A 23,163-nucleotide genomic window follows, 5' to 3' on the forward strand; every position below is an offset into this window, starting at 1 on the left:
CATGAAACGGACAGTCTGCAGCGAAGGTCTGGCGCGATGAGCGGCGAGAGCGAAATCGTCGACCTCTTCGTCATCGGCGGTGGCATCAATGGCGCCGGCATCGCGCGCGACGCCGCCGGCCGCGGCCTGTCCGTGATCCTGTGCGAGAAGGACGATCTGGCCGAAGGCACCAGCTCGCGTTCGGGCAAGCTCGTCCATGGCGGGCTGCGCTATCTCGAATATTACGAGTTCCGCCTGGTGCGCGAGGCGTTGATCGAGCGCGAGGTGCTGCTGGAATCCGCACCGCACATCATCTGGCCGATGCGTTTCGTGCTGCCGCACAGCCCCGACGACAGGCCTGCCTGGTTGGTACGGCTCGGCCTGTTCCTCTACGACCATCTCGGCGGCCGCAAGCGGCTGCCGGCCACCCGCACGCTGAACCTGCGCACCGCGCCCGAAGGCGCGCCGATCAAGGACGCCTTCAGGCGCGGCTTCGAATATTCCGACTGCTGGGTCGACGACGCCCGCCTTGTGATCATCAACGCGCTCGACGCCGCCGAGCGGGGCGCGAAGGTTTTCACCCGCACCGCTTGCACCGCTGCCCGCCGCGAGAACGGCATGTGGTCGGTGGAAATGCGCGACGGCAGGACCGGCGTGAAAACCACGGTCAGGGCGCGGGCGCTGATCAACGCCGCCGGTCCCTGGGTCAACGACATCGTCAACCGCGTCGCCGGCCAGAATTCCAAGCGCAATGTGCGCCTGGTCAAGGGCAGCCACATCGTCGTGCCGAAATTCTGGGAAGGGCGTCAGGCCTATCTCGTCCAGAACAACGACAAGCGCGTCATCTTCATCAACCCCTACCAGAACGACCTGGCTCTGATCGGCACCACCGACATACCCTATGAAGGGCGACCGGAGGACGTAACGGCGGAGGAGAGCGAGGTCGACTACCTGATCAAGGTCGTCAACCGCTACTTCAAGCGCGGCCTTGCGCGCAACGATGTCGTCTACTCGTTCTCCGGCGTCAGGCCGCTTTACGACGACAACGCCGACAATCCGAGCGCAGTGACCCGCGACTACATCTTCGAGCTCGATGCATCGGACGGGCAGGCGCCGCTGCTCTCCGTCTTCGGCGGCAAGATCACCACTTTTCGCAAACTCGCCGAACACGCGCTGGATCGTGTCGCGCCCTTCTTCCCAAGGATGGGCAAGGGCTGGACGGCGAAAGCGCATCTGCCGGGCGGCGACATCGCCAATGCCGACTTCGAGCAGTTCCTCGGCGATCTCGCTCGCGACTATCCCTGGATGCCGGCCTCGCTGGTCAAGCACTATGGCCGGCTCTACGGTACGCGCACCCGTGCGCTGGTCGGCGCCGCCGGCTCGCTCGCCGAACTGGGGCGGCGCTTCGGCAAGGATTTCTTCGAGCGCGAAGCCAGCTTTCTCTTCGCCCACGAATGGGCGCTGACGGCAGCCGACATTCTGGACCGGCGCACCAAGCACGGCCTGCATCTCAGCACCGCTGAGAGAGCCTCCTTCGAGGACTGGTGCGCAAACCGATTGGCGAAGGCCGGCTGATGGCTGCACGGATTGATCACGATGTCGCCGAGTTGGAGGCACTGCGCGTGCTGTCGGCCAGCGTCGGTTCCGATCCCTTGCTGGTCCAGGGTGCCGGCGGCAACACCTCTCTCAAAGAGGCCGGCCTGCTGTGGATCAAGGCCTCCGGCACCTGGCTGATGAATGCTGCCACCACCGACATCATGGTGCCGGTTGCGCTGGCGCCCTTGCTCGATGCCGTTGCGCGCAAGGATCCGGCGGCCGAGAAGGCCGCTGGATTCACGCTTGCCGACCTCAACCCGCACCAGCTGCGGCCTTCGATCGAGACCACGGTGCATGCCTTGCTGCCGCAGAAGATCGTCGTCCACGTTCATTGCGTCGAGACGATCGCGATTGCTGTGCAAGCCAATGCAGAAGCCCTGTTGGAAGAGCGTCTGCGTGGCCTCGACTGGGCCTTCGTGCCCTATCGCCGGCCGGGACTGCCGCTGGCGCAAGGGATCGCGGAGCGGCTGCAGCCTCGCACCAACGTGTTGGTGCTTGGCAATCACGGGCTGGTCGTCGCCGCCGACACGGTTGCCGAGGCAAATCTGTTGCTACGGCGGGTGACCGGCCTGCTCGCGCGAACGCCGCGCGCGGCACTACCGCCCGATGTCGACGCACTGATCAGGCTCGCCATGGGCAGCGGCTACCGGCTTCCCGTTGCGGTCGAGGCGCATGCCGCCGCCACCGATCTCGCCAGTTGCCGCATCGCGGCCTCCGGCAGCCTCTATCCGGACCATGTGATCTTCCTCGGCGCCGGATCGGTGATCGCCGGTCCGAACGAGAATGCCGGCGCCGTGGTGGCCAGGATAACGGCCGCCGGGCAGCCGGCTCCAGGCTCCATCCTTTTTCCCGGCAAGGGCATCCTGATGCGCCGGGACGCCAATGCCGGGGCCGAGGCGATGGCGCGCTGCCTCGCCGATGTTGCGGCGCGCATCGATCCCACGGCGCGCGTCAACTATCTGAGCCTCGAGCAGAATGCCGAATTGCTGAACTGGGACGCCGAGAAATACCGCCAGGAGCTCAACCGGCGCAACGCCGCCACGCTGCAATGACGGCGCTCGGCCTCGATGGTGGCGGTCTGGAGGATCGTGCCGTCGGGTGCGATGCCCGGCAGGCCTGAACAGGAGTTTCGATCTTGGCCTTTACGCTGTCCCTCAACACCAACCCGCTGGTCAATCGCTTCGCTGATCCGGACGATCTGATCGACGCGATCGCCTACGATATCGGCATCAGGGACGTTCAGCTCACGCATGAATTCGTCAATCCCGGCTGGCCGCCGGCGACGATCGCCAAGTTCGTGCGACTGTTCCGTTCGGCGCTCGACCGGACGGGCGTGCGCATCACATCTGGCATGACCGGTCCCTATGGCCGGCTCAATCATTTCGGCCATCCCGACGCCGATGTGCGCCGCTACTATGTCGACTGGTTCAAGACCTTCGCCGATATTTCGGTCGAACTCGGCGCCGGCGGCATCGGCACGCAGTTCGCCATCTTCACCCACCAGGATTATGACGATCCCGAGCGTCGCGCGCAGCTGATCGACATCGCGCTCGAATGCTGGCGCGAGGTTGCCGAGCATGCCAAGGCGGCCGGGCTGACCTACCTGTTCTGGGAGCCGATGTCGGTCGGCCGCGAATTCGGCCACACCATCGAGAGTTGCCGCACCCTGCATGAGGAGATCGAGGCAGCCGGCATGGCCATTCCGCTGCAGATGATGGTCGATATCGACCATGGCGACGTGACTTCGAGCAATCCGGCCGACATCGACCCCTATGCCTGGGCCGAGGCCTTTCCGCTGCAATCGCCGATCATCCACATCAAGCAGTCGTCGATGAACAAGGGCGGCCACTGGCCCTTCACAGCCGCCTACAACAAGGACGGCCGCATCACACCGGAGAAATTCCTGGAGACGGTGCGGCGCGGCGGCGGCACCGACAATGAGATCTGTCTGGAACTGTCGTTCCGCGAGCGCGAGCCGGTCGACCACCAGGTCGTCGCGATGATCCGTGAATCGGTCGACTACTGGGCGCCGTTCATCGATGCCGGCAGGGCGGACCTGTCGCCGCGGGCAAAATGAAAGGGCGGGAGCCGATGTGGCTCCCGCCCTTTCGACCGGGTGGTCCCGGTTAGATAGAGCAGCCGAACTCAGCCGAACTTGGGGTCGAGGCTGCCCGACTTGTAGCGCTTGGCCATTTCGGCGACCGGCAGCGGCTTGATCTTCTGCGCATTGCCGGCGGTGCCGAACTGCTCGAAGCGCTCCTTGCACAGCTTCCTCATCGCCGCCATTGCCGGCGTCAGATATTTGCGCGGATCGAATTCCGAGGGGTTCTCGGTCAGCACCTTGCGGATGGCGCCGGTCAGCGCCATGCGGTTGTCGGTGTCGATGTTGATCTTGCGCACGCCATGCTTGATGCCGCGCTGGATCTCCTCGACCGGCACGCCCCAGGTCGGCTTCATCTGGCCGCCGTATTTGTTGATGATCTCCTGCAGGTCTTCGGGCACCGAGGATGAGCCGTGCATGACCAGATGCATGTTGGGCAGGCGGCGGTGGATCTCCTCGATCACGTTCATCGCCAGCACCGCGCCGTCCGGCTTGCGGCTGAACTTGTAGGCGCCGTGGCTGGTGCCCATGGCAACCGCCAGCGCATCGACATGGGTGTCCTTGACGAACTCCACCGCCTGTTCCGGATCGGTCAACAGCTGGTCGTGGCTGACGGTGCCTTCGACACCGTGGCCGTCCTCCTGTTCGCCGCCGCCCATTTCCAGCGAGCCGAGCACGCCGATCTCGCCTTCCACCGACACGCCGCCCCAATGCGCCATGTCGACGACGCGGCGGGTGATGCCGGAATTATAGCCATAGTCGGCCGGCGTCTTGCCGTCTTCCTTCAGCGAGCCGTCCATCATGACCGAGGTGAAGCCGTACTGGATCGCGGTGACGCAGGTGGCTTCGTTGTTGCCGTGGTCGAGATGCATGCAGACCGGGATGTCGGGGTGGATTTCAACCAGCGCGTCGATCAGCTTGGCCAGCACGACGTCATTGGCATAGGCGCGCGCGCCGCGGCTTGCCTGCAGGATGACCGGCGACTTGGTCTCCTCGGCGGCCTCCATGATGGCAAGGCCCTGTTCCATGTTGTTCATGTTGAAGGCCGGCACGCCATAGCCGTGTTCGGCGGCATGGTCGAGCAATTGTCTCAGTGTGATGCGAGCCACCCAATAGTCTCCCGTGTCTGGTTTCGAACCGTGTCTGTTGGCTGGCCGATCGTCGTCCAGCCCGTTGATGCTTCTGGCCGGATTTCCGCCGGACCGCAACCTGTGGACCGCGCGTCCGAAGCAATTCTTGTTACAGGATCGCAATCACAGGCGGATCGATATCCCAGAGAAATATAACATTATCACAAAAATTTTGGTGCAAACGCGCTTTTCCGGCGTTATATATCGGATCGTGGTTCAACGCGCAGCTTGTTGCGCGAGAAAGCGCCGGAATGAAGAGCGACGGCCGCCGCCAGGGCATCATGGATTTTCTGATGGACGCCGGCACGGCGTCGGTCGACGACCTTGCCTCGCGCTTCGGCGTATCGAAGATGACCGTCCATCGCGACCTCGACGAACTCGAGGAAAGCGGCTTCCTGCGCAAGGTGCGCGGCGGCGCTTCGATCCAGCCGAGCGGCCTGTTCGAGAGCGATTTCCGCTACCGGCAAAAGCAGGCGGCTGAGGAAAAACAGCGCCTGGCGGCTGCCGCGGTAGCGATGATCGAGCCGGGCCAGACTGTGATCATCGATGACGGCTCGACGGCGGGCGGCATTGCCGGTCGCCTCGCTGATTTTCGCCCGCTGACGGTGATCTCCAACAATCTGGCCGTCATCCAGGAGCTGGCTGGCGTCGGCGGCATCACGCTGATCGCGCTCGGCGGCCAGTACAGCAAGAAGTTCCATGGCTTCTTCGGCCTGCTGACCGAGGACATGCTGAAATCGCTGCGCGCCGATGTCGCCTTCCTGTCTTCGTCCGCCATCCACGGTGCGTCGGCTTTTCACCAGGACCAGGAAGTGGTGCAGACCAAGCGGACGATGATGGCTGTCGCGGCGCGCAAATATCTGCTGGTCGATCACGGCAAGTTCGGCCGCACCGCGCTGCATTTCCTCACCGATCTCAGGGCATTCGATACCGTCTTCACGGGTCGCGAGCTGGAACCGCAGGTGCGCGAAGCGCTGGATGGGGCCGGCGTTTCGCTGACGGTGGTTGGCAACAAGGACTAGAGCAATTCCAGGAAAAGTGTGAAGCGGTTTTCCGTCCGGAATTGCGTCAAAACAGAGAGATCAAGGAGCAGTACGCGTGGTCTACTGGGTCGGTACAAGCTGGAAGATGAACAAGACGCTCGCCGAGGCGCTCGATTTCGCCAAGGCGTTGGCCGCGTTCGTGCCGGGTTTCGACGAGCGCATCCAGCCTTTCGTCATTCCGCCGTTCACGGCGGTGCGCGAGGTCAAGGCGGCATTGTCGTCGACGCGCATCAAGGTCGGCGCCCAGAACATGCATTGGGCCGATGCCGGCGCCTGGACGGGCGAGATCTCGCCGGTGATGCTGACCGATTGCGGGCTCGATCTGGTCGAACTCGGCCACAGCGAACGGCGTGAGCATTTCGGTGAGACCGACCATGCTGTCGGTCTGAAGACGGCGGCTGCCGTGAAGCACGATTTGATTCCGCTGATCTGCGTCGGCGAAACGCTTGCCGAACGCGAGAGCGGGCGCGCCGATGCGGTGTTGACCGCGCAGGTGCAAGGCGCGCTGCAATTCCTCGAGGGCGAGGCGAAGGGCGCAACAATCCTGTTCGCCTACGAGCCGGTCTGGGCGATCGGCGACAAGGGCATTCCGGCCAGCTCAGACTATGCCGACAGGCAGCAGGCGCTGATCAAGCAGGTTGCCGGCAGCCTTTTGCCCTCCGTGCCGCCGGTGCTCTATGGCGGTAGCGTCAATCCGCAAAATGCCGCCGAGCTGATCGGCCAGCCGCATGTCGACGGCCTGTTCATCGGCCGCTCGGCCTGGCAGGCGGACGGCTACATCGACATCCTCCAACGCGCGTCAGCAGCGATCTGAATCCATCGAATAGGAAAGGACAAGAAATGAAAATAGCCATTGGAGCCGACAGCGCCGGCAAGCCGCTGCTCGACGTCATCGCCGCCCACCTCGCCACCAAATCCGGCCTGACGGTCAGCGATCTCAGCCAGGCTGGCTACTATGCCGACCTGTCGCAGAAGCTCGCGCAGACGATCGTCGACGGCGAGAACGACCGTGGCATCCTGTTTTGCGGCACCGGCATTGGCGTTTCGATTTCGGCCAACAAGGTGCCGGGCATTCGTGCCGCACTCACCCACGATACCTATTCGGCCGAGCGCGCGGCGAAATCCAACAACGCCCAGATCATCACCATGGGCGCCCGCGTCATCGGTCCGGAACTGGCCAAGGCAATTGTCGATACCTGGCTGGCCTCGGAGTTCGACGAGAAGGGCCCGTCGGCCGGCAACGTCCAGGCGATCAATCGCCTGGACGACGCGAAACAGGCTTAGAGCAATTCCAGGAAAAGTGCGTAGCGGTTTTCCGTCCGGAATTGCGTAAAAACAAATACTTAGAGCGGATCTGCGATTCAATCAAAAGCAGAACCGCTCTAGAGCAATTCCAGGAAAAGTGCGTAGCGGTTTTCCGTCCGGAATTGCGTAAAAACAAATACTTAGAGCGGGTCGGTGGTTCTTTCAAAAGCCGAACCGCTCTAGGTCAGGCTGTTTCGCATCGCGCCGATGACGGTCACGGCCGACGCCGCGCCCGGATCGATGTGTCCGAGCGAGCGCTCGCCGAGCCGCGAGGAGCGGCCCTTGGCGGCGATCATGTCCTTGGTCGCTTCCGCACCACGCTCGGCCGCGGCCAGTGCGGTATCAAGGCTTTCTGCCAGGGTCTTGCCGGCGGCATGCGCGGCGGCCGCCGCTTCGGCCGCCGGCTGCCAGGCGTCGATCATCGTCTTTTCGCCGATCTCGGCCTTGCCGCGATCCTGGATGCCTTGCGCCATCGCCTGGAACAGGGCGATGAAGTCGATACTCTCCAGCGCCGCCTTGCCCTTGACGGCGGCGGCAGCGCGCATGAATGCCGTCGCGTAGAGCGGGCCCGAGGAGGCGCCGACGGCATTGAGGAACGATTTTGCCGCCGTGTTCAGCAGCGCCGTCGGCTCGGTCGCCGCAAGGTCGAGCGCGGCCAGCGCATCGCGTACCGCATTGAACCCAAGCTCCATGGCAATGCCGTGGTCGGCGTCGCCGATGACGCCGTCGAGCTGGCAGAGCCGGTCCTTGTCGGCCTCGATCGCCACCGCGATGGCGTCGAACATGTGCTTCAGCCGGGCCGTGTCTATGGCTGTCATGGTCTGCCTCAGCCGGCGCGGAACATGGCGCAGTCGCAAGGGTGGTCGAGCATCGTCTGCAACTCGTCGTCGAGATGCTCCAGGGTCACCGAGGCGCCTGCCATTTCGAGCGAGGTGCAGTAATTGCCGACCCAGGTCGCATGCACAGAGACGCCGATGTCGTCGAGCCTCTGCTTGACCCGCCGGTTCATGATGTAGAGTTCCATCAGCGGCGTCGAGCCGAGCGAGTTGACGAGCACGGCGACCTTGTCGCCGCGCGACGGCGCCATCTCGGCAAGGATCCTGTCCAGCATCTCGTCGGTGATCTCGTCGGCCGTCCTAAGCTTGCCGCGCGCAATGCCCGGCTCGCCATGGATGCCCATGCCGATCTCCATCTCGTCGGCGCCGATCTCGAAATTCGGCCGCCGGGTCTGCGGCAGCGAGCAGGGCGACAGCGCCACACCCATGGTGAAGGTGTGGTCGTTGGCCTTCCTGGCGATACGCTCGCATTCGTCGAAGGAAAGCATGCGGTCGCAAGCCGCGCCCGCTGCCTTGAAGATGAAGAAATTGCCGGCGACGCCGCGCCGTTTGCCCCGCTGGTCGCGCGGCGCCGAGGCGACGTCGTCGGTGGTCAGCACGGTGCGCACCTCGATGTCGTCCATCGCCGCCATCTCGGCGGCCATGTCGAAATTCATCACGTCGCCGGCATAGTTGCCATACATGAACAGCACGCCGGCGCTGCCGCTGACCGCCTTGGCGCATTCGACGATCGGGTCCGGCGGCGGCGAGGCAAAGACGTTGCCTATGGCCGCGGCATCCGCCAGCCCCTTGCCGACGAAGCCGAGAAAGGTCGGCTCGTGGCCCGAGCCGCCGCCGATGACGAGGCCGACCTTGCCGGGACGTGGACCGTCACGGGCGATGATCGAGCGCGGGCTGCCGTCCACGCTCAGGAGGTGGCGAGGATGCGCGGCGAGGATCCCTTCGAGCATCTCGTCGACGGAGCGGTTGCCGTCATTGATGATCTTCTTGGTCTGCACCGGCATCCTCCCGACTTTCGGTATTCTCCCAGGTATTACCGGGCGTTGCCGGGATTTCCACCCGGCAGGGGACCTTATGCCGCGATCTGTTCTCGCGCGGCGAGAATCTCGACGCAGGCCTTGGCCGCCTCCTTACCCTTCACTTGAAAATGCTCGAAGAAGAAGCGGTGATGCTCGGCGCTGTCGTGATAATTGTGCGGCGTCAGCACCGCCGAGAGCACCGGCACGCCGCTCGCCAGCTGCACGTTCATCATGCCGTCGATGACGGCGCCGGCGACGAAATCATGCCGGTAGATGCCGCCATTGACGACGAAGGCGGCGCCGAGGATCGCGGCGTAACGGCCGATCTCCGCTAGCGTCTTGGCGTGCAGCGGGATTTCATAGGCGCCCGGCACGTCGAAAACATCGACGGCAAAGCGGCCACCGCCGAGAACGGCAAGCTCGGCCTCGAAGGCGTGCACGCACTGGTCGACGATGTCGGCATGCCAGCGCGCGCGAATGACGGCAACGCGAATGATTTCGTAGTCTTTTGGGGAATGCTGATTCATGGGTCCATCCTTCCGTTTCGAACCAGAATCAGGACGCACGATACGGAATCCGAACCGCGCAAGCGGCCGTCTTCCGTTCGTTCTCTTCCATCCGGACTGTGACCGTCGGCTCCGGAATCACACCGGATCTGCTGACCTTCCCGGCTAAGCGGAAAGCGCTCGCGGGCTTGGGTCGAAACCCTTACCGCCGGTGGGGACTTTCACCCCGCCCTGAGAACATTGACGGCGTTTGTATGGAAGGGCAGTGCGTTGCTGTCAATTGCCGACACGTGTTGGAACAACAATCCGTTCCATCTGCCAATCAGCCGCGCTCGGGGAACATCGTCTTCAGGCCTTCGCGAGAGGCCTTGGCGATGCCGCGTTCGGTGATCAGGCCGGTGACCAGCCGTGCCGGCGTCACGTCGAAGGCGGGGTTCGCCGCCGGCGTCGCTTCCGGCGACACGCGCACCTGGGCGATATCGCCGGCCGCGGTCTTGCCCCAGACGAGTGAAACCTCGTCGCCGGAGCGTTCCTCGATCGGGATTTCGGCCAGACCGTCGCCGACCGTCCAGTCGATGGTGGGCGAGGGCAGCGCGACATAGAACGGCACGTCGTTGTCGGCGGCAGCGAGCGCCTTGAGATAGGTGCCGATCTTGTTGCAGACGTCACCACTAGCAGTCGTGCGGTCGGTGCCGACGATGACCATGTCGATCTGGCCGCGCTGCATCAGATGGCCGCCGGCATTGTCGACGATCAGCGTGTGCGGCACGCCGTGGCCGGCCATCTCCCAGGCGGTCAGCTGGGCGCCCTGGTTGCGCGGCCGCGTTTCGTCGACATAGACGTGGACGGGAATGCCGGCCTCGGTCGCCAGATAGATCGGCGCGGTGGCTGTGCCGTAATCGACCGTCGCCAGCCAGCCGGCATTGCAATGGGTCAGGATGTTGACGGTTTCCCCCGGCTGCTTGCGCGCCGCGATCGCCTTGATGATCTCAAGCCCGTTCTCGCCGATGGCGCGATTCAGACCGACATCCTCGTCGGCGATCTCTGCCGCGCGGCGGTAGGCAGCCTCGGCTCGTTGTTCAACCGGTAGTGGCTTGAGGAAGCGCCGCATCTCGTCCAGCGCCCAGCGCAGGTTGATCGCCGTCGGGCGTGTCTCGTGCAAGATCTCCCAGACGGCGTCGAGGGCCGCATCCGACGGGTCCTCAGTCATCTGGATGGCGACGCCATAGGCGGCGGTGACGCCGATCAGCGGCGCGCCACGCACCCACATGTCGCGGATGGCGGTGGCGATGCCGGCAACCGTACCGATCGTCTCGACGCGGAAATCATGCGGCAGCCAGCGCTGGTCGATGATCTCGACCGACCGCTTGTCGTCGCTCAGCCAGATGGTGCGATAGTGGCGCTCGCCGACGTTCAAATCCTGCTCTCCTGTTCGATCAGCGCGGCCAGAGTGTTGACCTCGTCGATGCTGTGGATCTGGCGCCGGTTGACAGCGAGGTGGCGGCCGAACTTCAGCGCCTTTGCCTCACATCTGGCGCGCATGTCTTCGTCGGCAATGGTCTCGAAATCGGCATTGTGGGCGAGGCCGAGGATGCGCCGGTGAACCTCGATGCCGGCGAAACCCAGAAGGTCGGTCCAGATCGAATGCAGCACATGATCGAGCGCCTGTTCTGCGCCGAGCAGGTCACCCTGATCCTCGAACAGGCTCTTCTGGTAGAGCATGCCGGCGCGCTCGGTCCGCCATAGATGCGAGAACTCGGTGCGGAACACTGCCCACGTCTCTGCGGTGACTTCGAGCAGATAGGCACGCATGGCGTCGCGCTTGCCGTTCTGCTCATGGCCGCGCTGCGAAAAGAAGGACATCCAGAAATTGGCAAGCAGCATACCGACGTCGAAGGCCATCGGGCCGTAGAAGGCGAACTCCGGATCGATCATCCGGGTTTCCTGGTCGGTGACCATGATCGAGCCGGAATGCAAATCGCCATGCAGCAGCGTCTCGGCGTTGGCGGCAAAGAGATGCTTCAGCCGCTGCGCCTCGACCTTGAGGTCGCGGTCGGCGCGCAACTCGGCCACCAGGCTGTCGAGCTGCGGGCTGGTGTGCCGATTCATCCTGGCGTCGAAATAGGGGTCGGAGAACACCAGGTTCTCGGTGATGTCGCAAAGCTCGACATTGTCGGCGAACAGCGCCAGATCCCCCTTGCGATCCTTGGTCACCATCGAGAGGTCGGAGCCGCGGAACAGGGTTCGCGCCATGAACAGGCCGATGTCCCGAGCGATGTTCGGCAATTGCCGGCCTTCGATCAGCGCCCGCCGCAAGATGATGTGCGGCGACAGATACTCCATGATGATCAGCGCCTGGCCTTCGTCGAAATGATAGATCGCGGGAACCGAGCCCGGTGCGCGCGCTTCCTGCCGGGTCAGCGCATGATATTCGAAGAAGGAGCGCTTCAGCGGCAGCGGCCAGCTGTCGCCGACCAGCCGGACATAGGGCAGGGCCTGCTTGACGACGGCCGCCCCAGTGATGCCCTCGACGATGAACACCAGGTTCAGATTGCCGTCGCCGACCTCGCGCACCTTCCAGCTTTCGGCGTCCTTGCCGATCCGAGCGCACAACGCTTCGTTTATACCAAGGCGCGCCGGCAGCGTTTCGACCGACAATGCTTCGAACGGCAGTTTCTGCGTCATCGTCATCCTCCCGCATATGCGCTCCGAACATAACGGAGGCATGGCGGCGGGGCCAAGCTAGGTAGCGCTCTGGCAATTGTCAATCGTGTTGACAATTGCCGGTACAGCCCATAGCGTCACGGTCAGGGAGGAACGAATGGGCAATGGTGCCGTGTTCCGTGTGGACGGCCTGAGGAAATCCTTTGGCCAGAACGAGGTGCTTGGCGGCATCTCGGTCGAGCTGCATGCGGGCGAGGTCACCGTGCTGATGGGCGCCAACGGCGCCGGCAAATCCACCCTGGTCAAGATCATCAGTGGCGTCTACGAGCGCGGCGCCGGCACGATGAGCCTCGCTGGTGAGGACTTCGCGCCGAAGACTCCGGCAGAGGCGATCCGCGCCGGCGTCGTCACCGTGCATCAGAACATCAATGACGGCGTCGTCGCCGACCTCGACGTCGCCACCAATCTGACGCTGGACCGGCTGAGCGGCAGCGGGGTACCGACATTCTTCAATCCAGCCCGCGTGCGCCGCGAGGCCAAGGCCGTCGCCGATCGCATGGGTCTGGCGATCGACCTCAGGGCCAGGATCAGCGACCTTTCACTGGCCGACCGCCAGATGGTGGCCATTGCCCGCGCCATGGCGCACCGGCCGAAGGTGCTGATCCTCGACGAGCCGACTTCCTCACTGTCCAGCGTCGAGGCCGACCGGCTGTTCGCGCTGATCGACCGGCTGCGCGAACAGGGCGTCGCGATCCTCTACATCTCGCACCGCATGTCGGACATCCGCAGGCTGGCCGACCGCATCATCTCGATGCGCGACGGCGTGGTCAGCGGCGTGTTCGACCGGAAGCCGCTCGACTATGAGGGCGCCGTCAACGCCATGCTCGGGCGCAAGATCCATCTCGACCGCGTCGTCGCCCGCAATTCGGCGCATGCCGTTCTGACGGTCGAAGGCTTGCGCCTTGCGCCAGGCGCGCGGCCGATCTCGCTGATGCTCGGCGCCGGCGAGGTCGTCGCCGTCACCGGCCTCGTCGGCGTCGGCAAGACGGCGCTGGCCGAAACACTCTTTGGCGTGCGCAAGCCGCTGGCCGGCACCATGACCATGGACGGCAAGCCCTACGCGCCTCGATCGGCGGGCGAAGCGATCGCGGCCGGCGTGTTCCTTGTTGCCAAGGACCGCGGCGAAAACGGCATCGTCGGCGGCTTCAACATTCAGGAAAACATCAGCCTGCCGTTCCACAAGCGCATGTCGCGTTTCGGTGTTCTCAAGCGTCGCATCGAGCGCGCCACCGCCCGCCGGCAGATCCAGGATCTGGGCATCGTCTGCCGCTCCGAGAAGGACGAGATGTCGGCCCTTTCCGGCGGCAACCAGCAGAAGGTGATGGTCGCGCGCTGGATGGCGCAGGACGCAAAACTGTTCATCCTCGACGAGCCGTTCCAGGGCGTCGACATTTCGGCCAGGCGCGATATCGCCGCCAAGCTCAGGGCAAGCGCCGACGGTCGTGCCACGCTGCTCTTCGTCACCGAACTCGACGAGGCGCTGGAGACGGCGGACCGCATCCTGGTGATGTCGGAGCAGACGATCGTCGGCGAGCACCGGAATGCCGACATCGACCTCGAGCGGCTGCTGGCTGAAGTGGCGGGCGGCCCGCTGCACAGTGCGGCATGAACCAACGACATGGAACGGAGCAGGTATGAGTTGGGCTAAGACGACAGCAGCGCGCCGGAGCGCCGAATGATGCTGCGCGACCATGCCATCCGCTATGGCTTCCTCATTCTTCTGTTCGGGTTGATCGCCTATTTCGCCGTCGCCGCCGACGGTTTCGTCTCGCCGCAAAGTGCGGTCTTCATCTTCCAGTCCGTCGCCATCACCGGCGTGCTGGCGCTCGGCGTCACCGCGACGCTCGTTGTCGGCGGCTTCGACCTGTCGATCGGCTCGGTCGCCACCAGCGCCATGATGGCGGCCTCCTACGTGATGGTGGTGCTGGAACAGAACGCCGTCGTCGCGGTCATCGCCTGCCTGCTGATCGGCGTTCTCGTCGGCCTCATCAATGGCTGGCTGATCGTCTATATGCGCGTGCCGGATCTGCTGGCGACGCTTGGCATGATGTTCCTGTTGGTCGGCCTGCAGCGCATCCCGACCGAAGGCCGCTCGATCGCCACCGGCATGACCATGCCCGACGGCTCGGTCGCCAATGGCAAGTTCGGCGATGCGTTCCTGGCGCTCGGCCGCCACCGCTTCGACTTCTTCATCCCGAACCTCATTCCGGTATCGGTCGTCGTCCTGCTCGTACTCGCCGTGCTGATCTGGTTCTTCCTCGAATACACCCGCTTCGGTCGCATGATGTATGCGGTCGGCAGCAACGAGCGGGCCGCCGAACTCGCCGGCGCGCCTGTCAAGGCATACAAAATCTGGGCCTATGTCATTTCTGGAGTTTTTGCCTCGATCGGCGGGATTTTGCTCGCTGCACGACTTGGACGCGGCGACATCGCCTCGGGTAATAATCTGCTGCTCGACGCGGTGGCGGCAGCACTCATCGGTTACGCGGTCCTCGGGGCCGCCAAGCCCAACGCCTTCGGCACCGCCGTAGGTGCTGTGTTCGTCGGCGTGCTGCTGCAGGGCCTGACGATGATGAACGCGCCTTACTACACGCAGGATTTCGTCAAGGGCGTGGTTCTCGTCGTTGCCCTTGTCTTCACCTTCGCCCTTTCCGGCAGGGGCAAGAGATAGGGTTTCGACCGGGGCAGATTTTTGGGTTCAACAAATGGAGGAAACAACGTGACGATCACAAGAAGACTTCTAGGAAAGCTGGCGCTCGGGTTTGCCGGCGCCACGATGCTGATGCAGGCGCCGGCTCTTGCCGCGGACAAGCCGGCGCCGTTCGACAAGCCCGGCGTCAAGATCGCGCTGGTGCGCTATCTCTCTACCGGCGACTTTTTCCAGGCCTATCTGTCCGGCGTCGAGGCACAGTCGAAGGCGCTCGGCGTCGACCTTCGCGTGCTCGACAGCCGCCAGGATGCGGCCCTTCAGGCCGACATGGTCGACCAGGCCATCGCGCTCGGCGTCCAGGGCATCATCATCCAGCACGGGCTGACGGAATCGATGAAGGACGCCGCCCAGCGCGCCGTCGACGCCGGCATCAAGGTCGTCGCCTTCGACGTCAATGTCGAAAATCCCAAGATCCCGCAGATCGAACAGTCCGACCGCGACCTCGCGCGGCTGGCGCTCGAACAGGCGGTCAAGGACAATGGCGAGAGCTGGAAGGCCGGTTATGTCTATGTCGCCGGCATCGCACCGCTCGACCGCCGCAACGAGACCTGGGTCGACGTCAAGAAGAAGTTTTCCGGCATCAACGAAGTCGCGATGTTCGGCACGCTCGACAACCCGATCGCCAATTCGGTCGCCAACCAGGCGCGCTCGGTGCTGTCGGCTCACCCGGATATCAAGGTGATGTTCGCGCCCTACGACGAGTTCGCCAAGGGCGTGAAGATCGCCGTCGACGAGGCCGGCATGAACAAGGACATCAAGATCTATTCGGCCGACATCTCGACCTCCGACATTGCTGCCATGCGCGAGGCTGACAGCGCCTGGGCGGCCACCGCCGCCACCAACCCGGCCGTCGTCGGCCAGGTCTCGGTGCGCGCACTGGCGCAGCTTCTGGCCGGTGAAGACCCCGGCCACAACGTCATCGTGCCGCCGACGCTGATCACCCAGAAGGATCTGATCGACAAGGACATCAAGAACATGGAGGACCTGTCGGCGAAGCTGCCGCAGTTCGCCCATGCCGATGTCGCCATGCCGGCTTGGATGCCGAACCCGAACGCCAAGTAATTCCTGGCCCTTCGGCAGAGGAAGAGCGGCTCGCGGGCCGCTCTTTTTGTTTGCAGCCGCAGCTTCGTCTTCAGCCGGATCGGCCGGCCCGCGCCAGCCCATACGCCACCAGCCGGTCGATGACTTCCGCATAGCTGACGCCGCTTGCCGCCATCGCCTTGGCATACATGCTGATGTCGGTGAAGCCGGGAATGGTGTTGAGCTCGTTGATGACGAAATCCATGTCCGGCGTGACGAAGAAATCGACGCGGGCCATGCCGTCGCAGCCGACCGCGCGGAACGCCTTTGCCGCCGTCTCGCGGATCCTGTCTTCGATCTCCGGTGGCAGCTCGGCAGGCACCTTCAGCGCCGCCCCGTCCTTGTCGATGTATTTGGCATCGTAGCTGTAGAAGCCGTGGCTTTCGGCCGGCACGATTTCGCCGGGGCGGGAGACGAACAGGCCGCCTTCCGTGTCCTCCAGCACGCTGCATTCGATTTCGCGGCCGCGGATGAACTCTTCGGCCAGAAGCTTGCGGTCGTGCTGAAAACCTTCGGCGAGCGCCCCGGCGAATTCCTGGCTGGCCGAGACTTTTCTGACGCCGACCGACGAGCCTTGCCGCGCCGGCTTGATGAACAGCGGCAGGCCGAGTTCGGCTTCCAGCGCGGCGAGCGAAGGTGCGGCACCCTCATCGATCGTCACCGAGCGCGCGACGGGTAGCCCGGCTGCCTTCAGCAGCCGCTTGGCGATGTCCTTGTCGAGCGCGGTCGCGGAACCAAGGATGCCGCAGCCGGCGAGCGGCACGCGCGCCACCTCGGCCAGCCCCTGCATGGCGCCGTCCTCGCCATGCAGGCCGTGCAGCACGGGAAACATTATGTCGATGACAGGCAGGTCGTGAGGCACGCCACCGGCGGGGATCGCCAGCATCCGCCCATGCCCGCCCGGCACCAGGCAGAGCTCCGTACCGACAGACGGTGTCGCTAGCGTGCCTTCTTCGAAACTGCTCAGCAGCCATTGCCCGTCGCGGGTGACGAAGATGGGAACGGCATCGTATTTCGCCGGCTCCAGCGCGCGCATAACGTTGGTCGCCGAAAGCACGGAGACATCGTGCTCGGCCGAGCGTCCGCCAAACAGCACAGCGATACGCAATCTTTTCGCAACCATGAACGTCTCCAAAAGGGTCTGGGGTTGAAGGCTGAACAATCGGCGGCGGTGCCGCGATTGGTGAAAAAAGCGATCGATGTTGCAAGCGGCATCATTGCGGAGGTCCCAGCCGCCAGGAACGGTCCGAAACGGGGTTTTTGATGGCCCGACAGCGACGATTCCAAGACAGCCCTGATTCGAGCGCAAAAAGAAAAGCGGCCCGCAGGCCGCTCTTCGCCGTTCCGGTATTTTCTTGCCGCTACCGCATCGCCGCGGCGATGTTGCCGCCATCCACCGTCGTCACGTCGGCGGTGGTGCGCTCGGCCAGCGCCTGGTGCAGGAAGGCCTGGGCGACGTCCTCGGCCGTCACCTCTTGCCCCAGCAGGTTGCCGGACATGTATTCCTTCTCCGACACGCCGCGCGCGCCCGAGCGGCTGGCGATCATGGCGTCAGTCAACAGCCCCGAGCGGATGCGGTCGGCATTGACCGCGTTGGAGCGGATGCCTTGGGCGCCGTAGTCGAGTGCGTATTGCCTGGACAGGAAGAGCGTCGCCGCCTTGGGGATGCCATAGGCGCCGAACTTCGGCCCCGGATTGACCGCCTGCTTGGAGGTATTGAACAGGAGCACGCCGCCGGTGCCCTGTTCCAGCATGATGCGCACGGCGTTCTGCGCCGCCGACTGGTGGGCGAAGAAATTGAGCTCGAAACTCTTGCGCAGCAGGGCGTCGTCGAGCTCGCCGATCCGGCCCTCCCAGGCAGCGCCGGCATTGGAGACCAATATGTCGAGGCCGCCGAAGACGGCGACCGCTCTGTCGAAGACGGCGCGCAGCTCGGCCGCATTGGTGATGTCGGCGCCGACGCCGATCGAGCCGTTGCCGGCTTTCTTGGCCGCTTCCGCAGCCTTCGCCGGATCGAGATCGACGATGACGGCGTGGGCGCCATTGTCGGCGAACAGCTTGGCCGTCGCAGCGCCAATCGCGCCGGCGCCGCCGGTGACCAGCAGCACCTGGCCGGTCAGCGGCTTCGGCTTGTTCGAGGCAAGCTTGGCCTGCTCCAGCGACCAGTATTCGAGCGGGAACAAATCGGCCTTGGACAGCGGGTGGAAATGGCCGACGGCTTCGGCGCCGCGCACCGCTTCGATCCACATCTCGCCGACATCCGAGGCGATCCTGGCGTCCTTCAGCGTGCGGCCGTGGCCGAACATGCCGAGGCCGGGCACCAGCGTCAGGCGCGGCATCGGATCGAGCATGGTGCGCTTGACGTCGTCGAGCGCGTCATTGGTCTCGAAATAGGCGCGATAATCCTTGGCGAAGGTCTCGACGTGACTCTTGATGACGGCCTTGTAGTCGCCGATCTTGCGGGCGTCCGGCGCCGGCACCGCCATTGGTCCGGTCTTGATCCGGATCGACAGATCCGGCGTCGACACGCCGCGGCCGGCATAGTCGGCGATCTTGGCCGAGTTGATGAAATCGACGATCGCATCCGAGGTGCGGAAGTCGCTGATCATGCGGTCGAAGCGACCTTCGCCGCGCGCCACTGCCACCGCGCCGCGCAGCATCGGCGCGATGTCCTGCGGCTTCGCCAGCTTCGCCGGCAGCGCGGCCTTTTCGCTATGCGGCTTGCCGTTCTTCGCCACGAAGTCTTCGGCGACATTCACATAATGGATCATCCGGTCGTAGGCCTGCCTGGCGTCGTCGCCGAAGGTGAAGATGCCATGCTTGTCGAGGATCAGGCCCTCGACGCTCGGGTCGGCGTCGAAGACGTCGCCCGCCGCCTTTGCCAGGTCGAATCCCGGCATGATGTAAGGCACGTAGCCCATCTTCTCGCCGAACACCTTCCGCACCAGCGGCTCGCTGTCTTCCTGGTCGACGATGGCGAGGATGGCGGTGGAGTGCGTGTGGTCGACGAATTTGTGCGGCAGGAAGGCGTGCAGCAGCGTCTCGACCGACGGGTTTGGTGAGGCGGGGTCGATGAGGTTTGCCCGCTGCAGCGCGACCATGGCCTCGTCGCCGAGTTTGTTCAGCGCGCGCGCCTTGATGAGCGCGCCCATCTTGACCGCCGGCAGGCCCTGCGGCTCGATGACGGCCATGTCCCAGCCGCTGCCCTTGACGCAGAGCACATCCCACTCGTCGCCGACCAGATCGGTGGCCCTGGTCTTGCAGGAGGTATTGCCGCCGCCATGCAGCACAAGGCGCGGCTCGCCGCCGAGCAGCCGCGTCGTGTAGACGCGCAGCGCCAGATCGCGGCTGACGCCCTTCTTCGCATAGTCGGCAACCATCTTTTCGGCGTCGCCGTCATTCCACAAATTCTTCATTTCGCTTCGTCCGCTTTGCTGTGTTTGGTTGCTGTGAACAGGAATGCCGCGACGCTTTGATGACAATGCGCCGGCGGCAAGGATTGTGTCTGTCTAGGAGGCCTTTTCGGTCGCCGCTCCCGCGTGCTCCAGCAGCCGCTTCGCCATGCGCGCGCCGACCACCAGATGTGTGCACAGCCCACCGGCGAGGGCAGCGAGCAGCGGTTCGAACTTGCTGTCCTCCTGCACCACCATCAGGCGTTTTTCGATCTGGCGCAGCGACGACAGCGCCGCCGAGATGACGCGGCGATTGTAGCTGCAGTCGAGCGCCTTGCCGGCGGCATCGATGATCTGGCCGGCGATGACGCCGGCGGCACCGGCCTCGCGCAGTAAAGCCATCTCTCCGGCGCTCAGCGCGCCGCATTTGACGACATGGCTGTCGGCATCGACGGTGCCGACCGAATAGAGCGCAAGATCGCAGTCGCTTATCCCGGACAATTGCTCGCGGATCACCGGCTCGGCGCGCAAGCCATGTGCCAGCGCTTCCGTCGTCAGCACCAGCGGCGCGTAGAAATTCAGTCCCTTGGCGTTGAGCCGGCGCGCGATTTCCATCGTGCACTGGTCCGGCCGGTAAGAATAGGGCGCGCCGAGATTGCCGCAGAGTTGCACCACGGTGACGTCCTGCAGATCGGCATAGGACATGATGTCGGCGATGGTATAGATGGTTCGGCCCCAGGCGACGCCGATGCGGTCGCCCTTCTTCACCAGTTCGAGAAAGACGCTCGCCGCCAGCACCGCGATGTCGGTCGACGGATCGATTACATAGTCGTTTTCCGGCGCGATCCAGACCGCGTCGAGGCTCAAGGCGTCTTCGAGCCGGCGCGCCATGACATCGTCGGTGAAGAGCTGGGTCGAGGTCGAGATGTTGACGATGCCGGTCTCGCGCGCCTTGCGCAGATACATGGCGACCGAAGCGCGCGAAATGTTGAGCTGGCTGGCTACCTGATCCTGTCGCAGGCCATGGGCGTAGTAGAGCCAGGCGGCCTTGTGGATAAGCTGTTCTGCCGGTCGGATCGCCATGCCATCTCCTCAGCTGACATTATTCACGGCTCTCGACAAAAGTCAAATTGAGCGAGGTATGCAATACCCTTTCGCTCGCTGAATCTGGATCATCATTGTGCCAAATGCACCTTGTCGTGGCATCGTTGGTGGTGACGCGGCGCGAGGCCTGTGATTAGAAGTTGATATTCGACATTGCGGAGGACGGGATGGGCAATCCCTACGAACAGGATCTCGACAGGAACGCCGCCAATCACCAGCCGCTGACGCCGCTCACCTATCTGGAGCGCGCGGCCAGGACCTATCCCGACCATATCGCCATCATCCATGGCAGCCAGCGCATCGCCTATCGCGATTTCTGGCGGCGTTCGCTGAAGCTCGCCTCGGCGCTCTCGAAGCGCGGCATCGGCAAGGGCGATACCGTGACCGTGATGCTCTCCAACACGCCGCCGATGCTGGAGGCGCATTTCGGCGTGCCGATGACCAAAGCGGTGCTGCATTCGCTCAATACCCGCCTCGATGCGGCAGTAATTGCCTTCCAGCTCGACCATGCCGAGACGAAAGTCCTCATCGTCGACCGCGAATTTTCCGGCGTCCTCAAGGAGGCTCTGGCGCAGGCCAAGGCCAGGCCACTGGTCATCGACTATGACGATCCGGATTACGCCGCTGATGCGCCCTATCCGAAGGGCGAGCGGATCGGCACGCTCGACTACGAGGAGTTCGTCGCCGGCGGCGACGAGGATTTTGGCTGGTCGATGCCCGACGACGAATGGGACGCCATCTCGCTCAACTACACCTCGGGCACGACCGGCAACCCGAAGGGCGTCGTCTACCATCATCGCGGCGCGGCCTTGATGGCCTACACCAACACCATCCACGCCGGCATGGCCAAGCACGCGGTCTATCTGTGGACGCTGCCGATGTTCCACTGCAATGGCTGGTGCTTTCCCTGGACGCTCGCCGTCCAGGCCGGCACCCACGTCTGTCTGCGCTGGGTGCGGCCGAAGCCGATCTACGATGCGATTGCCGACCATGGCGTGACCCATCTCTGCGGCGCGCCGATCGTCATGTCGGTGCTGATCAACGCCAGCGACGAGGACAAGCGGCAATTCCCGCAGACGGTCACCTTCAACACCGCTGCCGCACCGCCGCCGGAGGCCGTGTTGTCGGGCATGGCCGATGCCGGCTTTGCCGTCACCCATCTCTACGGCCTGACCGAGACCTACGGTCCGGCGGTCGTCAACGAATGGCACAATGAGTGGGATGGGCTGGAGAAGGGCCCGAGGACGGCGAAGAAGGCGAGGCAGGGCGTGCGCTATGCAGCGCTCGAGGGCCTGACCGTGATGAACCCCGAGACGATGACGGAAACGCCGGCCGACGGCGAGACCATCGGCGAGGTCATGTTCCGCGGCAACATCGTCATGAAGGGCTATCTGAAGAACCGCAAGGCAACCGACGAGGCCTTCGACGGTGGCTGGTTCCACTCCGGCGACCTCGGTGTCATGCACCCCGACGGTTACATCCAGCTCAAGGATCGTTCGAAAGACATCATCATTTCCGGCGGCGAGAACATCTCGTCGATCGAGGTCGAGGACGCGCTCTACAAGCATCCCGCCGTCGCCTCCTGCGGCGTCGTCGCCCGGGCAGACGACAAATGGGGCGAGGTGCCGGTCGCCTATGTCGAACTGAAGCCCGGCAGGACGGCGACCGAGGCCGAGATCATCGAGCACTGCCGCGCGCTGCTTGCCCGCTTCAAGGTGCCGAAGGCGGTGATCTTCGCCGAGATTCCCAAGACATCGACCGGGAAGATCCAGAAGTTTCGGCTGCGCGAGATGGCGAAGGCAGGGTGAGCGGCCTTTACGCTCTTTCGCTCTGTCCTCGATAGGTTTGCCCCCGGCGTCCGGGACGAAGCGCCTGGCGGGCCGGCCGCTCTGACTGTCACCATCTGTCACCAATTATACGCGTACGTCGAATCCGCGTTGACATCTCACGAATTTCGATTTATGACTGACGAAAATTGAAATTCGTCACTCGTAATTTGACAGAGAGCCATGCCCGAGATCGCAAACATCGTGGCCGACCCGACCCGCCAGGAGAATGTCACCCGCATTCTCGACTGCGCCGAACGCCTGTTCCGCCACTATGGCTACGGCAAGACCAATGTCGCCGACATTGCGCGCGAGCTCGGCATGTCGCCGGCCAACATCTACCGCTTCTTCGCCACCAAGGTCGAAATCCACCAGGCCGTCTGCGGCCGTATGCTCGGCGCCAGCTACAAGATGGCCTACGAGATTTCCCGCCTGCCGATCAGCGCCGAGGAGCGGCTGCGGCGCTACGTGCACGCGCAGTACAAGATGACGATGGAAGTCATGCTCGACGACCAGAAGGTGCATGAGATGGTCATCGTTGCCCTCGAGCGTGATTGGGGCGTCATCGACAAGCATGTCGACAGCATCCACGATCTGTTCGCCGAGGTGATCCGCGACGGCATCGAAGCCGGCGAGTTCGCCGAGCAGGATCCGGTGATCGCGTCGCGCTGCTTCGGCGCCGCCACCGTCATCCTGTGCCATCCGCAGATGGTGGCGCAATGCCTTGCCAAGACCAACCGGGCGATGCCCGACGACCTCATCGATTACGCGATCAAGGCCTTGAAGAAATAACCGCCGCCCGCCGGGCGCCG

At 64.0% G+C, this 23,163-nt stretch carries 20 protein-coding genes and 1 riboswitch; of the genes, 11 read left to right on the plus strand and 9 right to left on the minus strand.

Annotated features, from left to right (window positions below; all coding sequences use genetic code 11):
* Positions 1 to 36: 36 nt before the first annotated feature.
* The 3 genes from ACSQ3Z_RS11550 to ACSQ3Z_RS11560 all read left to right on the plus strand — a co-directional run bounded on the left by ACSQ3Z_RS11550 (position 37) and on the right by ACSQ3Z_RS11560 (position 3,652).
* A complete protein-coding gene (locus tag ACSQ3Z_RS11550) occupies positions 37 to 1,554 on the plus strand; it encodes a glycerol-3-phosphate dehydrogenase (RefSeq protein ID WP_436171393.1) in 1,518 nt (505 codons plus the stop codon).
* Positions 1,554 to 2,627 carry a class II aldolase/adducin family protein gene (locus ACSQ3Z_RS11555; RefSeq protein ID WP_436171394.1) on the plus strand — a complete coding sequence of 358 codons (1,074 nt, stop codon included), beginning with the start codon at positions 1,554 to 1,556 and terminating at the stop codon, positions 2,625 to 2,627. The genes ACSQ3Z_RS11550 and ACSQ3Z_RS11555 overlap by 1 nt, the downstream gene beginning before the upstream one ends.
* A gap of 83 nt (positions 2,628 to 2,710) precedes the next feature.
* Positions 2,711 to 3,652 (plus strand): sugar phosphate isomerase/epimerase family protein, encoded by a 942-nt coding sequence (locus ACSQ3Z_RS11560; RefSeq protein WP_436171395.1) that lies wholly within the window; start codon positions 2,711 to 2,713, stop codon positions 3,650 to 3,652.
* Between the two features lie 68 nt (positions 3,653 to 3,720).
* Here the strand turns inward: ACSQ3Z_RS11560 and fba are convergent, their stop codons facing one another.
* Positions 3,721 to 4,785: a class II fructose-bisphosphate aldolase gene (gene fba / locus ACSQ3Z_RS11565; RefSeq protein WP_436171396.1), complete on the minus strand. Its 1,065-nt coding sequence runs from the start codon at positions 4,783 to 4,785 to the stop codon at positions 3,721 to 3,723.
* 272 nt (positions 4,786 to 5,057) lie between these two features.
* Between fba and ACSQ3Z_RS11570 the strand changes: the two genes are divergently transcribed.
* The 3 genes from ACSQ3Z_RS11570 to derI all read left to right on the plus strand — a co-directional run bounded on the left by ACSQ3Z_RS11570 (position 5,058) and on the right by derI (position 7,133).
* The gene (locus ACSQ3Z_RS11570; RefSeq protein ID WP_436171397.1) at positions 5,058 to 5,828 is read left to right on the plus strand and encodes a DeoR/GlpR family DNA-binding transcription regulator; all 771 of its coding nucleotides are present in this window, start codon (positions 5,058 to 5,060) and stop codon (positions 5,826 to 5,828) included.
* 76 nt (positions 5,829 to 5,904) lie between these two features.
* Positions 5,905 to 6,663: a triose-phosphate isomerase gene (locus tag ACSQ3Z_RS11575; protein WP_436171398.1), complete on the plus strand. Its 759-nt coding sequence runs from the start codon at positions 5,905 to 5,907 to the stop codon at positions 6,661 to 6,663.
* Positions 6,664 to 6,689: 26 nt separating this feature from the next.
* A complete protein-coding gene (gene derI / locus ACSQ3Z_RS11580; protein WP_006201963.1) occupies positions 6,690 to 7,133 on the plus strand; it encodes a D-erythrulose-4-phosphate isomerase in 444 nt (147 codons plus the stop codon).
* A 200-nt stretch (positions 7,134 to 7,333) separates the two neighbouring features.
* On the opposite strand, the gene dhaL is transcribed toward derI, so the two are convergent.
* From dhaL to mtnK, 5 genes are all read right to left on the minus strand, one after another.
* Positions 7,334 to 7,972 (minus strand): dihydroxyacetone kinase subunit DhaL, encoded by a 639-nt coding sequence (gene dhaL / locus ACSQ3Z_RS11585; protein WP_436171399.1) that lies wholly within the window; start codon positions 7,970 to 7,972, stop codon positions 7,334 to 7,336.
* Between the two features lie 8 nt (positions 7,973 to 7,980).
* Entirely contained in the window at positions 7,981 to 8,994 is a 1,014-nt protein-coding gene (locus ACSQ3Z_RS11590) for a dihydroxyacetone kinase subunit DhaK (protein ID WP_436171400.1), read from the minus strand.
* Between the two features lie 68 nt (positions 8,995 to 9,062).
* Complete coding sequence (locus ACSQ3Z_RS11595; RefSeq protein WP_436171401.1) at positions 9,063 to 9,536, minus strand: 6,7-dimethyl-8-ribityllumazine synthase; 474 nt, start codon at positions 9,534 to 9,536, stop codon at positions 9,063 to 9,065.
* Between the two features lie 75 nt (positions 9,537 to 9,611).
* Positions 9,612 to 9,758: riboswitch (FMN riboswitch) on the minus strand.
* A gap of 79 nt (positions 9,759 to 9,837) precedes the next feature.
* Positions 9,838 to 10,932: an S-methyl-5-thioribose-1-phosphate isomerase gene (gene mtnA, locus ACSQ3Z_RS11600; protein ID WP_436171402.1), complete on the minus strand. Its 1,095-nt coding sequence runs from the start codon at positions 10,930 to 10,932 to the stop codon at positions 9,838 to 9,840.
* Positions 10,929 to 12,200 (minus strand): S-methyl-5-thioribose kinase, encoded by a 1,272-nt coding sequence (gene mtnK, locus ACSQ3Z_RS11605; protein WP_436171403.1) that lies wholly within the window; start codon positions 12,198 to 12,200, stop codon positions 10,929 to 10,931. The genes mtnA and mtnK overlap by 4 nt, the downstream gene beginning before the upstream one ends.
* Before the next feature lie 136 nt (positions 12,201 to 12,336).
* On the opposite strand from mtnK, the gene ACSQ3Z_RS11610 reads away from it, so the two are divergent.
* From ACSQ3Z_RS11610 to ACSQ3Z_RS11620, 3 genes are all read left to right on the plus strand, one after another.
* The gene (locus tag ACSQ3Z_RS11610) at positions 12,337 to 13,848 is read left to right on the plus strand and encodes a sugar ABC transporter ATP-binding protein (RefSeq protein ID WP_436171404.1); all 1,512 of its coding nucleotides are present in this window, start codon (positions 12,337 to 12,339) and stop codon (positions 13,846 to 13,848) included.
* A gap of 66 nt (positions 13,849 to 13,914) precedes the next feature.
* Positions 13,915 to 14,910: an ABC transporter permease gene (locus ACSQ3Z_RS11615; protein WP_436171405.1), complete on the plus strand. Its 996-nt coding sequence runs from the start codon at positions 13,915 to 13,917 to the stop codon at positions 14,908 to 14,910.
* A gap of 48 nt (positions 14,911 to 14,958) precedes the next feature.
* Positions 14,959 to 16,011 (plus strand): substrate-binding domain-containing protein, encoded by a 1,053-nt coding sequence (locus ACSQ3Z_RS11620; protein ID WP_436171406.1) that lies wholly within the window; start codon positions 14,959 to 14,961, stop codon positions 16,009 to 16,011.
* Between the two features lie 70 nt (positions 16,012 to 16,081).
* Here the strand turns inward: ACSQ3Z_RS11620 and ACSQ3Z_RS11625 are convergent, their stop codons facing one another.
* The 3 genes from ACSQ3Z_RS11625 to ACSQ3Z_RS11635 all read right to left on the minus strand — a co-directional run bounded on the left by ACSQ3Z_RS11625 (position 16,082) and on the right by ACSQ3Z_RS11635 (position 20,504).
* Positions 16,082 to 17,152, minus strand: coding sequence for a D-alanine--D-alanine ligase family protein (locus ACSQ3Z_RS11625; RefSeq protein WP_436171407.1), 1,071 nt, complete (start codon positions 17,150 to 17,152; stop codon positions 16,082 to 16,084).
* Positions 17,153 to 17,390: 238 nt separating this feature from the next.
* The gene (locus tag ACSQ3Z_RS11630) at positions 17,391 to 19,445 is read right to left on the minus strand and encodes a bifunctional aldolase/short-chain dehydrogenase (RefSeq protein ID WP_436171408.1); all 2,055 of its coding nucleotides are present in this window, start codon (positions 19,443 to 19,445) and stop codon (positions 17,391 to 17,393) included.
* A 93-nt stretch (positions 19,446 to 19,538) separates the two neighbouring features.
* Positions 19,539 to 20,504 (minus strand): sugar-binding transcriptional regulator, encoded by a 966-nt coding sequence (locus ACSQ3Z_RS11635; protein ID WP_436171409.1) that lies wholly within the window; start codon positions 20,502 to 20,504, stop codon positions 19,539 to 19,541.
* A 188-nt stretch (positions 20,505 to 20,692) separates the two neighbouring features.
* On the opposite strand from ACSQ3Z_RS11635, the gene ACSQ3Z_RS11640 reads away from it, so the two are divergent.
* Positions 20,693 to 22,333, plus strand: coding sequence for an acyl-CoA synthetase (locus ACSQ3Z_RS11640; protein WP_436171410.1), 1,641 nt, complete (start codon positions 20,693 to 20,695; stop codon positions 22,331 to 22,333).
* Positions 22,334 to 22,534: 201 nt separating this feature from the next.
* Positions 22,535 to 23,143, plus strand: coding sequence for a TetR family transcriptional regulator (locus ACSQ3Z_RS11645; RefSeq protein WP_436171411.1), 609 nt, complete (start codon positions 22,535 to 22,537; stop codon positions 23,141 to 23,143).
* The last annotated feature ends 20 nt before the right edge of the window (positions 23,144 to 23,163 follow it).

This window comes from Mesorhizobium sp. LjNodule214 (assembly GCF_964252735.1).
GTDB lineage: Bacteria > Pseudomonadota > Alphaproteobacteria > Rhizobiales > Rhizobiaceae > Mesorhizobium.

Coding starts and splice junctions, on each gene's coding strand:
- ACSQ3Z_RS11550 (WP_436171393.1), top strand. CDS start 37: ATGAGCGGCGAGAGCGAAATCGTCGACCTCTTCGTCATCGGCGGTGGC.
- ACSQ3Z_RS11555 (WP_436171394.1), top strand. CDS start 1,554: ATGGCTGCACGGATTGATCACGATGTCGCCGAGTTGGAGGCACTGCGC.
- ACSQ3Z_RS11570 (WP_436171397.1), top strand. CDS start 5,058: ATGAAGAGCGACGGCCGCCGCCAGGGCATCATGGATTTTCTGATGGAC.
- derI (WP_006201963.1), top strand. CDS start 6,690: ATGAAAATAGCCATTGGAGCCGACAGCGCCGGCAAGCCGCTGCTCGAC.
- dhaL (WP_436171399.1), bottom strand. CDS start 7,972: ATGACAGCCATAGACACGGCCCGGCTGAAGCACATGTTCGACGCCATC.
- ACSQ3Z_RS11590 (WP_436171400.1), bottom strand. CDS start 8,994: ATGCCGGTGCAGACCAAGAAGATCATCAATGACGGCAACCGCTCCGTC.
- ACSQ3Z_RS11595 (WP_436171401.1), bottom strand. CDS start 9,536: ATGAATCAGCATTCCCCAAAAGACTACGAAATCATTCGCGTTGCCGTC.
- mtnK (WP_436171403.1), bottom strand. CDS start 12,200: ATGACGCAGAAACTGCCGTTCGAAGCATTGTCGGTCGAAACGCTGCCG.
- ACSQ3Z_RS11610 (WP_436171404.1), top strand. CDS start 12,337: ATGGGCAATGGTGCCGTGTTCCGTGTGGACGGCCTGAGGAAATCCTTT.
- ACSQ3Z_RS11615 (WP_436171405.1), top strand. CDS start 13,915: ATGATGCTGCGCGACCATGCCATCCGCTATGGCTTCCTCATTCTTCTG.
- ACSQ3Z_RS11625 (WP_436171407.1), bottom strand. CDS start 17,152: ATGGTTGCGAAAAGATTGCGTATCGCTGTGCTGTTTGGCGGACGCTCG.
- ACSQ3Z_RS11630 (WP_436171408.1), bottom strand. CDS start 19,445: ATGAAGAATTTGTGGAATGACGGCGACGCCGAAAAGATGGTTGCCGAC.
- ACSQ3Z_RS11635 (WP_436171409.1), bottom strand. CDS start 20,504: ATGGCGATCCGACCGGCAGAACAGCTTATCCACAAGGCCGCCTGGCTC.
- ACSQ3Z_RS11640 (WP_436171410.1), top strand. CDS start 20,693: ATGGGCAATCCCTACGAACAGGATCTCGACAGGAACGCCGCCAATCAC.
- ACSQ3Z_RS11645 (WP_436171411.1), top strand. CDS start 22,535: ATGCCCGAGATCGCAAACATCGTGGCCGACCCGACCCGCCAGGAGAAT.